The sequence below is a fragment of the Planktotalea sp. genome (assembly GCF_039984035.1).
GTDB lineage: Bacteria > Pseudomonadota > Alphaproteobacteria > Rhodobacterales > Rhodobacteraceae > Planktotalea.
Genome location: NZ_JBDWVM010000248.1, coordinates 1 through 9,214 on the forward strand (window position 1 = coordinate 1; position 9,214 = coordinate 9,214).

The 9,214-nt window shown below is 52.6% G+C and carries 10 protein-coding genes and 1 pseudogene; 6 read left to right on the top strand and 5 right to left on the bottom strand.

The window, feature by feature from the left end:
- Positions 1-52 precede the first annotated feature (52 nt).
- Complete coding sequence (locus ABJQ89_RS11185; protein ID WP_348496323.1) at positions 53-1,345, bottom strand: capsular biosynthesis protein; 1,293 nt, start codon at positions 1,343-1,345, stop codon at positions 53-55.
- 113 nt (positions 1,346-1,458) lie between these two features.
- On the opposite strand from ABJQ89_RS11185, the gene ABJQ89_RS11190 reads away from it, so the two are divergent.
- The 6 genes from ABJQ89_RS11190 (at position 1,459) to ABJQ89_RS11215 (ending at position 5,733) form a co-directional block, all read left to right on the top strand.
- Positions 1,459-2,052 carry a riboflavin synthase gene (locus tag ABJQ89_RS11190; protein ID WP_348496314.1) on the top strand — a complete coding sequence of 198 codons (594 nt, stop codon included), beginning with the start codon at positions 1,459-1,461 and terminating at the stop codon, positions 2,050-2,052.
- 296 nt (positions 2,053-2,348) lie between these two features.
- Complete coding sequence (locus ABJQ89_RS11195; RefSeq protein ID WP_348496315.1) at positions 2,349-2,981, top strand: ATP-dependent Clp protease proteolytic subunit; 633 nt, start codon at positions 2,349-2,351, stop codon at positions 2,979-2,981.
- Positions 2,982-3,124: 143 nt separating this feature from the next.
- Complete coding sequence (clpX, locus tag ABJQ89_RS11200; protein ID WP_348496316.1) at positions 3,125-4,390, top strand: ATP-dependent Clp protease ATP-binding subunit ClpX; 1,266 nt, start codon at positions 3,125-3,127, stop codon at positions 4,388-4,390.
- 121 nt (positions 4,391-4,511) lie between these two features.
- The gene (locus tag ABJQ89_RS11205) at positions 4,512-4,895 is read left to right on the top strand and encodes an NADH:ubiquinone oxidoreductase subunit NDUFA12 (RefSeq protein ID WP_348496317.1); all 384 of its coding nucleotides are present in this window, start codon (positions 4,512-4,514) and stop codon (positions 4,893-4,895) included.
- Positions 4,896-4,924: 29 nt separating this feature from the next.
- Positions 4,925-5,371 (top strand): outer membrane lipid asymmetry maintenance protein MlaD, encoded by a 447-nt coding sequence (gene mlaD / locus ABJQ89_RS11210; RefSeq protein ID WP_348496318.1) that lies wholly within the window; start codon positions 4,925-4,927, stop codon positions 5,369-5,371.
- Entirely contained in the window at positions 5,368-5,733 is a 366-nt protein-coding gene (locus ABJQ89_RS11215) for a DUF2155 domain-containing protein (RefSeq protein ID WP_348496319.1), read from the top strand. Before mlaD ends, ABJQ89_RS11215 begins: the two co-directional genes overlap by 4 nt.
- Here the strand turns inward: ABJQ89_RS11215 and aat are convergent.
- The 4 genes and pseudogenes from aat to ABJQ89_RS11235 form a co-directional block, all read right to left on the bottom strand.
- A complete protein-coding gene (gene aat, locus ABJQ89_RS11220) occupies positions 5,697-6,344 on the bottom strand; it encodes a leucyl/phenylalanyl-tRNA--protein transferase (protein WP_348496320.1) in 648 nt (215 codons plus the stop codon). The two genes, ABJQ89_RS11215 and aat, sit on opposite strands and share 37 nt — an antisense overlap.
- A gap of 48 nt (positions 6,345-6,392) precedes the next feature.
- Positions 6,393-7,742, bottom strand: coding sequence for an acetyl-CoA carboxylase biotin carboxylase subunit (gene accC / locus ABJQ89_RS11225; RefSeq protein WP_348496321.1), 1,350 nt, complete (start codon positions 7,740-7,742; stop codon positions 6,393-6,395).
- Positions 7,743-7,751: 9 nt separating this feature from the next.
- On the bottom strand, positions 7,752-8,243 hold the full coding sequence (gene accB, locus ABJQ89_RS11230) for an acetyl-CoA carboxylase biotin carboxyl carrier protein (RefSeq protein ID WP_348496322.1): 492 nt from the start codon (positions 8,241-8,243) through the stop codon (positions 7,752-7,754).
- A 274-nt stretch (positions 8,244-8,517) separates the two neighbouring features.
- A pseudogene (locus ABJQ89_RS11235) lies at positions 8,518-9,214 on the bottom strand (acetyl-coenzyme A synthetase); the annotation flags it as partial.

Genomic DNA, 9,214 nt, shown 5'->3' on the forward strand with positions numbered 1-9,214 from the left:
TGGTAACCTAGGGGAATCCAGAATAAAAAGCTAGCGTTAGGCGGTGTTCGGCCTAATTCACAACGCGCAACTGTTGCCTCGGAGCCGCGGTGCCCGAAAGGAGCGCATCGTAGGGGTCTTCGTCAGAGAGCATCATATCGACCACATGGCGCATCAATTGACGTCGCCCGCGCGCGGAATAAAAGCCGCCCGGAATTTGGCTCGTCTCTAATAAATAGCGACGATAATCCTTGTACGCGCGGTTGTCTGGACGCTCTGCAGCTTCAAAGAATTGTGCGAGCGGTTGGGCCGAGACGAATTCAGGTTTGGAATAAACCGCGTTTCCAAAGGTTTTTAATGGAATGCCGCGCCAGAGCACTTGCTGACCAGCGGTTGAGTTCACGGTGATGGCGGTGCGCGCGTCATTCAACAGGCGGGCGAGTTTGCCGCCGCGCACATAGTGCACACGTTTTTCAACGCCGTATTTTTGGGCCATTTCCTTGAGGGATTTGCGCACGGGCACGCGGCCATCCTCAAGCGGGTGAGCTTTGAAAACCAAATGATGGTGTTGCGGAGCGCCTTTTGCGAACTCACGGATCGCGAGATCGAGGAAATCTGTCATCGTCTCAAATAGGGAATGCATCTGGAACGAGCTGTCGTGCTCGAGTTGAAGCAGTGCCAAGTGGAACGGAAATCCTCCGTTTCGAATGCGCCATGTCGCGATGCGGCGTTCGATGCCTTGCCATGGCATCAGAAGCAAACGTTTGAGGTATAAGAAGAATTCTTTGACCACTGGCAGATCGCGATGCGAGCGAATGTGGCGGTAGTCGCCATTTCGGAACATGACGAACCAATGGTAAAGCGCCCCGTAAAAGACGTGCTGGCGCATATCGCCCCAATGGCTCGGAGGCATGGGCGCTTCCAAATCAGAGCGCTCTAGCGCGGTCTGCATTTCAGAGACCGTCGTGTTCATCAGGCGCGAATTGCCGTTGGAGCCGCCACGCTCATAAGTAACCCAGAAGGGGCGAATGTAGCCTTCTTCAAAAACATGAACCCGCAAGCCCATTTCTTTGGCGCGGGCTACGGCCGTGGCGTGAACGGGGCGAGTGTCGCCATAAAGAACAATGTCTGTGACGTTTTTCTCAGCGATGAGGTTCTGAAACGCGTCGTCCCAACCATCAAGCGTTCCGCGATAGGGAAGATAGGTCGAGGGTTGAAACCAAAACGCGCGATCACCGGCGTTAAATCCGACACGCCAAACAGTGGCGCCTGCACGTTGCAACATACGACCCAATCTATGAAAGAAGGGGCCGTGCGGTCCTTGAAGGAACAAAAAAACAGGTTTTTTCGCCGTTGCGGTGGTCATAACATTCGGTCTACTCATTCACGTGCAAACGGCATAGCGGGAATATTGGGTTAAATTAAGGCGTTGCACGCGTTTTTCTCAATATCGCATCTTAATCTGGCGGGAGACGCATCATGTTCACAGGTATCATAACTGATATTGGCGAAGTTGTTGAAACGGAAAAGCGTGGCGATCTGCGAGCTCGTATTAAAACAGGCTATGCCACGTCTGGCATTGATATTGGCGCATCTATTGCCTGTGATGGCGTTTGCCTCACAGTGATTGAATTGGGTGCCGATTGGTTTGATGTTGAAATTAGTGCGGAAACTGTGAACCTGACGAACATCGGCTCCAACCATTGGCCTGTTGGTCGGCGGCTCAATTTAGAGCGCGCGTTGAAAGTCGGCGATGAGCTGGGCGGGCACATTGTTTCGGGTCACGTGGACGGCGTTGCCGAGATTATTGCTATGGCGGATGAAGGCGATAGCACACGTGTGACGCTGCGCGCACCGGAAAGCTTGGCCAAATTCGTCGCGCCAAAAGGCTCCGTTGCCTTGAACGGAACATCGCTCACGGTGAACGAAGTCAATGGGACGGATTTTGGTATCAACTTCATTCCGCACACAAAGACTGCGACGACATGGGGCGATGCGAAGGTCGGTGATAAGATCAATTTGGAAATCGATACGCTGGCCCGTTATGTCGCGCGCCTGCAAGACTGGGCGTAACGCGCGACAGAGTCTTTAAAGCTGACTTGTTCGGGGTGGCGGGTATTTCGGTGATGAAAATTCTCGCTAAAGAGAGGTTTGCTTCAAACGCCTTACCAAAAATCGCTTCTTAAAACTTGTTTTGCAGAGATTTTGAAAAAACGATGAGTTTGAAGTTTTGGCAAATAAATGAACCTTTAAGCGCTTCAAAACGTTTCTATGACTGGCCCCCCCTTGCAGCCCCCTAAGGGCAGCACTAAGACTCTTTTAGTGCTTCGTATGTTAAGCACCCACAGCAGCGAGTAGGCAGGCGAGATATGAAAGACCCAATTGATACGTATATGAACACGCTGGTTCCGATGGTGGTTGAGCAAACCAGCCGCGGCGAACGCGCTTACGACATTTTCTCGCGCCTGTTGAAAGAGCGCATTATTTTCCTCAACGGTCCTGTGCATGATGGTATGTCCAGCCTGATCGTTGCCCAGCTTTTGCACCTTGAGGCGGAAAACCCCTCAAAAGAAATCAGCATGTATATCAACAGCCCCGGCGGCGTTGTGACCTCTGGTCTGTCGATCTACGACACGATGCAATACATCCGCCCGAAGGTGTCTACACTGGTGATCGGCCAAGCGGCGTCTATGGGCTCGCTTCTGCTCACAGCTGGCGAAAAAGACATGCGTTTCTCCCTGCCAAACAGCCGCGTTATGGTGCACCAGCCCTCTGGTGGTTATCAGGGCCAAGCGACGGACATTATGATTCACGCGCAGGAAACGCAGAAACTGAAAACCCGTTTGAACGAAATCTACGTTCAGCACACAGGTCAGACCTTGAAAAAGGTTGAAGCCGCGCTTGAGCGTGACAACTTTATGTCACCTGAAGAAGCAAAAGACTTTGGTTTGATTGATGAAATCCTCGCCACACGTCCAAAAGGTGCTGACGAAGAGAGCTAAACTATTCTCGCGCACGCTTGAACAGGCGTGCGCGATTTTTGCGATTGTGGCTGTGGGATTGCTCCCATAAACTGCTACGAAATGGATGTGGTGAAACGCACTGCATCAATGACGAAAAAGGGCTGCGGCCTGAAAGGTGATCTATGGCGAGCAACTCCAGCGGCGACAGCAAAAACACGCTCTATTGTAGCTTCTGCGGCAAGAGCCAACATGAAGTGCGCAAACTGATCGCTGGGCCGACGGTTTTCATCTGTGATGAATGCGTCGAGTTGTGCATGGATATCATCCGTGAAGAAACCAAAAGCGCAGGTTTGAAGAGTTCCGAAGGCGTGCCAACGCCGAAAGACATCTGCCAAGTGCTCGACGATTATGTGATTGGTCAGGCAACTGCGAAACGGGTTCTATCTGTTGCGGTTCACAATCACTACAAACGTCTGAATCATTCACAAAAGTCCGGCGAAATCGAATTGGCGAAGTCCAACATCCTGCTGATGGGACCGACGGGTTGTGGTAAAACACTGCTCGCGCAAACCCTCGCACGTATCTTGGATGTGCCGTTCACCATGGCGGATGCGACGACATTGACCGAAGCGGGTTATGTTGGTGAAGACGTTGAAAACATTATTCTAAAGCTGCTTCAGGCCTCTGAATATAATGTTGAGAAGGCGCAGCGCGGCATCGTTTATATCGACGAAGTTGATAAAATCACGCGCAAGTCTGAAAACCCATCCATCACACGCGATGTATCGGGTGAGGGCGTTCAGCAAGCCTTGCTCAAGTTGATGGAAGGCACCGTCGCTTCCGTTCCACCACAAGGTGGTCGTAAGCACCCACAGCAAGAATTCTTGCAAGTGGACACAACGAACATTCTGTTCATTTGTGGCGGCGCGTTTGCGGGTCTGGATAAGATCATCGCAGCACGTGGCAAAGGTTCTGCAATGGGCTTTGGCGCAGATGTACGGGACAATGATGATCGCGGTATTGGTGAAATCTTTACCGACCTAGAGCCAGAAGATCTGCTGCGCTTTGGCTTGATCCCTGAATTTGTGGGCCGTTTGCCAGTTCTGGCAACTTTGGAAGATCTGGACGAGGACGCACTGGTTATCATCCTGACGCAACCAAAGAACGCCCTGATCAAGCAATACCAACGCCTGTTCGAGCTTGAGAATACACAGCTGACCTTCACCGACGAAGCGCTGAGTGCCATCGCGAAACGCGCGATTGAGCGTAAAACAGGTGCACGTGGTCTGCGGTCCATTCTTGAGGACATCTTGCTCGACACGATGTTCGACTTGCCTGGCATGGACAGCGTCACAGAAGTGGTCGTGAATGAAGAAGCGGTAACATCAGATGCTGCGCCTTTGATGATCCACGGCGAAGCGGAAAAAGAACCAGCAACGGCGGGATAGGCCTGCCTGACTGAGAGTTTATATCAAAGGCGGGCAATTTGCCTGCCTTTGTGCGTCTATACGGGCCTAGACCTTGCCGCTGCAATCGGGCATATCTGGGCAAACATAAGCGGAGTTCCCGATGGGCATTGTCAGTAAAATCCTGCGCGTTTTCACTTGGTGGAATGGTCAAACATTGAACACCCAATTGTTCACATGGCGTAAGGGCATTCGTGTCGGCGAAGATGAACTTGGCAACGTGTATTACAAAAACTCCGATGCCACGCGTCGCTGGGTGATTTACAATGGTGAAATCGAAGCGAGCAAAATCAGCCCTGATTGGCATGGTTGGATTCATTTCACATGGGACGAGCCACCAACCGACAAACCTTTGGCCCATAAATCATGGGAAAAGCCACATCAAGAAAACCTGACGGGAAGTGCGTTAGCTTATGCGCCTGCGGGCTCGATGCGCCACGCGAAACCAGCAGATCGCGGCGATTATGAAGCTTGGGTTCCTGAGTAGGGGCGCTACGGATCGTTAGGTAGACAGTCATGTCACACAATAAAACAGAAGTTTTGGTCGGCGGCGGCGTGCTCGCTGTTGCGCTGGGTTTCTTGGTGTATGCCGCGCAAATCACAGGTGTGAATGTCTCGTCGTCCACATATCCCCTAACTGCGAGCTTCCGGTCGCTTGAGGGTGTGAATGTGGGGACCGACGTGCGATTGGCTGGCGTGAAAATCGGCTCCGTTGAAGGCGTCGAGTTGAACAGTGAAACGTTTCGCGCGGATATGATGATCAATATCGCCAACGGTGTCGAAATTCCCGACGATAGTGCTATCACGATTGCCTCTGAGGGTCTTCTCGGTGGCAATTTCGTAGAAATCGTTCCGGGTGGTTCGCCCTTCATGTTGGAGCCAGAGTCTGAAATCGAAGACACGCAAAGTGCTGTTAGCCTCATTTCACTGCTCTTGAAATTTGTGTCAGGATCAGGTGAATGAAGCGGTTTTTGTGCGTATTTTCAGCATGTTGTGCTCTTGCGAGCGGCGCGCATGCGCAGCAGGCCGTGTCATCAGGTACTGGTGCAGAGCTTCGCGTTCTCGACAAGGTCAGCGGGCAAAGCTCCAACTATGATCTTGCCAGTGGGCGCGCGATCGAAATTGGCCAACTTACCGTGGCGCTGCGCGCGTGTCGGTATCCAGCAGGTGCCCCTGCGAACGATGCTTTCGCGTATTTGGATGTTATTGAAACGAAAACGGCTGAGATCGTTTTCGGTGGATGGATGATCGCGTCTTCGCCCGCTTTGAACGCGATGGAACATTCGCGCTACGATGTTTGGGTTCTGCGCTGTAAAACGTCCTGAACCGAGGGTAGCGCGCGTGCCGTGAATTCCGCGTCACTTTGCAGCGCATTGTGTAAAAGCGCCTGATAGCGCGCGCGCGGAATTTCTATCGCCCCAAGCGACGCCAAATGATCCGTTAAGAACTGTGTGTCAAACAGTGTGAAGCCCGAGTTCTTCAAATGCGTCGTTAGGTAAGCTAGCGCCAGTTTTGACGCATCACGTCGCCGTGAAAACATGCTTTCACCAAAAAACGCCGTGCCAGACACAACGCCGTAAACACCGCCGACAAGTTCATCTTTATCCCATATCTCAATAGAATGAGCGTCCCCAGAGCGATGTAAGCTGCTGTAAAGGCGCGCAATATCGTGACTAATCCACGTATCTTCACGATCTGCGCAGGCGTCGACAACCTCTTCAAAATCGGTGTTGATGCGCACGTCCCATGGATGTTTTCGTATGAGTTTCGCGAGCGAGCGGGAAATGTGGAACGCATCGAGAGGGAAAATACCTCTGCGGCGCGGGTCGACCCAGAACAGCTCCGGATCATCCCGAGACTCGGCCATTGGAAAAATGCCTGCCTGATAGGCATGCAATAGCATTTGAGCTGTAAGAAGAGGTGGATCGTCACGCATAAAGAAAACGTATCTTAGAACCTGCGTGACGAGCAACCATTGCCTGATTTAGGCGCCGAACTTTGTCTCGAGCCAATGTTCGAGCCAGTGAATATTATACTCACCAGAAAGCACGTCAGGCTCTTCAAGAAGGGCGTGGAAGAGTGGGATTGACGTATCAATACCGTCGACGATCAATTCACCCAAAGCGCGGTGCAGACGTGCCAAAGCCTCGTTGCGATCACGACCGTGAACGATCAACTTTCCGATCAAACTGTCGTAGTATGGTGGAATAGAATATCCGGCATAGAGCGCGCTATCCATACGAACGCCAAGGCCGCCAGGTGCATGATATTGCGTCACTTTTCCAGGGCAGGGCGTGAAGTTAGGGATTTTCTCCGCGTTGATCCGAACTTCGATAGAGTGGCCGTTGATTTCCAGATCCTCCTGAACAAAGGACATATCCATTCCTGCAGCCACTTGGATCTGCTCGCGCACGAGATCCACACCAAAGATGCTCTCAGTTACGGGGTGTTCGACCTGCAAACGCGTGTTCATTTCGATGAAATAGAACTCGCCATTCTCATAGAGGAACTCGATCGTGCCAGCGCCGATATAATCGATCTTCGCGACAGCGTCCGCGCAGGTTTTACCAATCGCGGCACGTTCTTCGGGGCTGATCGATGGGCCGGGCGCCTCTTCAAACACTTTCTGGTGGCGACGCTGCAGTGAGCAATCACGCTCGCCCAGATGGACAGCTTTCCCTTTACCGTCGCCGAAGACTTGGATTTCGATGTGGCGCGGCGTTGTCAGATATTTTTCAATATAGACTTCGTCGTTTCCGAAGTTTGATTTGCCTTCTGCGCGCGCGGTCATAAAGGCGCTTTCCATGTCGGCTGCGGTTTGCGCAACTTTCATGCCGCGACCACCGCCACCTGCAGTGGCTTTGACTATGACCGGATAACCGATCTCTTCGCCAATGCGCTTTGCTTCTTCAAGCGTCGGAACACCACCAGCAGAGCCCGGAACGCATGGCACGCCAAGCGCCTTCATTGTGTCTTTCGCCGTGATCTTGTCGCCCATGACGCGGATATGTTCCGCTGTCGGGCCAATGAAGGTCAGCTGATGGTCTTCGATGATTTGCACAAAATTCGCATTTTCGGACAAGAAACCATAGCCCGGGTGGATCGCCTGCGCGCCGGTGATTTCGCATGCTGCGATGATTGAAGGGATCGACAGATAGCTGTCTGTGCCGGGCGCAGGACCGATGCAAACGGATTCATCTGCCATGCGCACATGCATGGCATCGGCGTCAGCAGTCGAGTGAACTGCAACCGAGGCGATGCCCATTTCGCGGCAAGCGCGGATGACGCGTAGCGCGATTTCACCGCGGTTCGCAATTAGGATTTTATCAAACATGTCAGCGCCTTATTCGATAACGACGAGCGGTGCGCCAAACTCTACTGTTGATCCATCTTCAACGAGGATGCGCGTGACCTTGCCCGCACGAGGTGCTGGGATGTGGTTCATCGTTTTCATCGCTTCGACGATCAACAATGTGTCGCCTTCGGATACGGTTGCGCCGACGCTGACAAAAGAAGGGGAGCCAGGCTCAGCTTGGAGATATACCGTGCCGACCATTGGCGATGTTACTGCGCCGGGCAAATCAGCAGGGTCGTCAGAAACAGGAGCAGGGGCTGCAGCAGGTGCCGCTGCCGCTGTTGGCGCGGCTGCGACGGGCGCGGCCACTTGGACAGGCGCTACATTAACTTGGGGTGCTGCGCGGCTCACACGAACATTCAGGCTGTCGTCCTCTGCATAGGCGCGTTTCACCTGAAGCTCGGTCAGATCATTCTCACGCAGCAATTCGGCCAATGCCTGAATAAATGCAACATCGGCCTCGTGTGATTTGTTGGTCATGCTATCTCTCAATGTTCTGGTACTGTGCGCGATTGGATCGCCGCTCTGATATCCAGCCGCTTATACGGTAAGATTTCATGCGTGAAAAGATACCGGATCACTGGCTAATTTCTTGATATTATTTGCATAATGGAGATAAAATCGACAAAATATGACTTAAGGTCATTTTATATCGGTTTTACTGGATCGGCTCGGTAATTTAGTTGCGCGACCAATGTAAAAGGCCCCTTCGATCAATCGAGGAGGCCCCTTCATTCGCGTTGCTGCACGCAGTTTAAACGTTTGCGCGATTCTCGATCAGATCGTCGACCACAGATGGATCAGCAAGCGTGGACGTATCGCCAAGAGTGCCAGTGTCGTTCTCTGCAATCTTACGCAGGATACGGCGCATGATCTTACCAGAGCGCGTTTTCGGCAGGCCTGGGGCCCATTGGATCACGTCAGGCGATGCAATCGGGCCGATCTCGGTACGGACCCATGTACGCAGCTCTTTGAGCAAGTCATCTGACGGCTCTTCGCCGTTCATCAATGTGACATAGCAATAGATGCCTTGGCCTTTGATTTCATGGGGGTAACCCACAACGGCAGCTTCCGCGACTTTCTCATGCGCGACAAGCGCGCTTTCGACTTCTGCGGTGCCCATGCGGTGACCAGAGACGTTGATCACATCATCGACGCGGCCTGTGATCCAATAATCGCCATCTTCATCGCGCTTGGCCCCGTCACCGGTAAAGTAGTAGCCTTTGTAGTCAGAGAAATATGTCTTCTCGAAACGCTCATGATCACCAAAGACCGTGCGCATTTGACCGGGCCAGCTGTCTTTGATGCACAGAACGCCCTCAGCTGGGTTGCCTTTGATTTCGACGCCGGACGTTGGGTCGAGGATCACAGGCTCAATGCCAAAAAACGGCTTCATCGCAGAGCCTGGCTTCATCGCATGTGCGCCAGGGAGCGGTGTCATCAAGTGACCA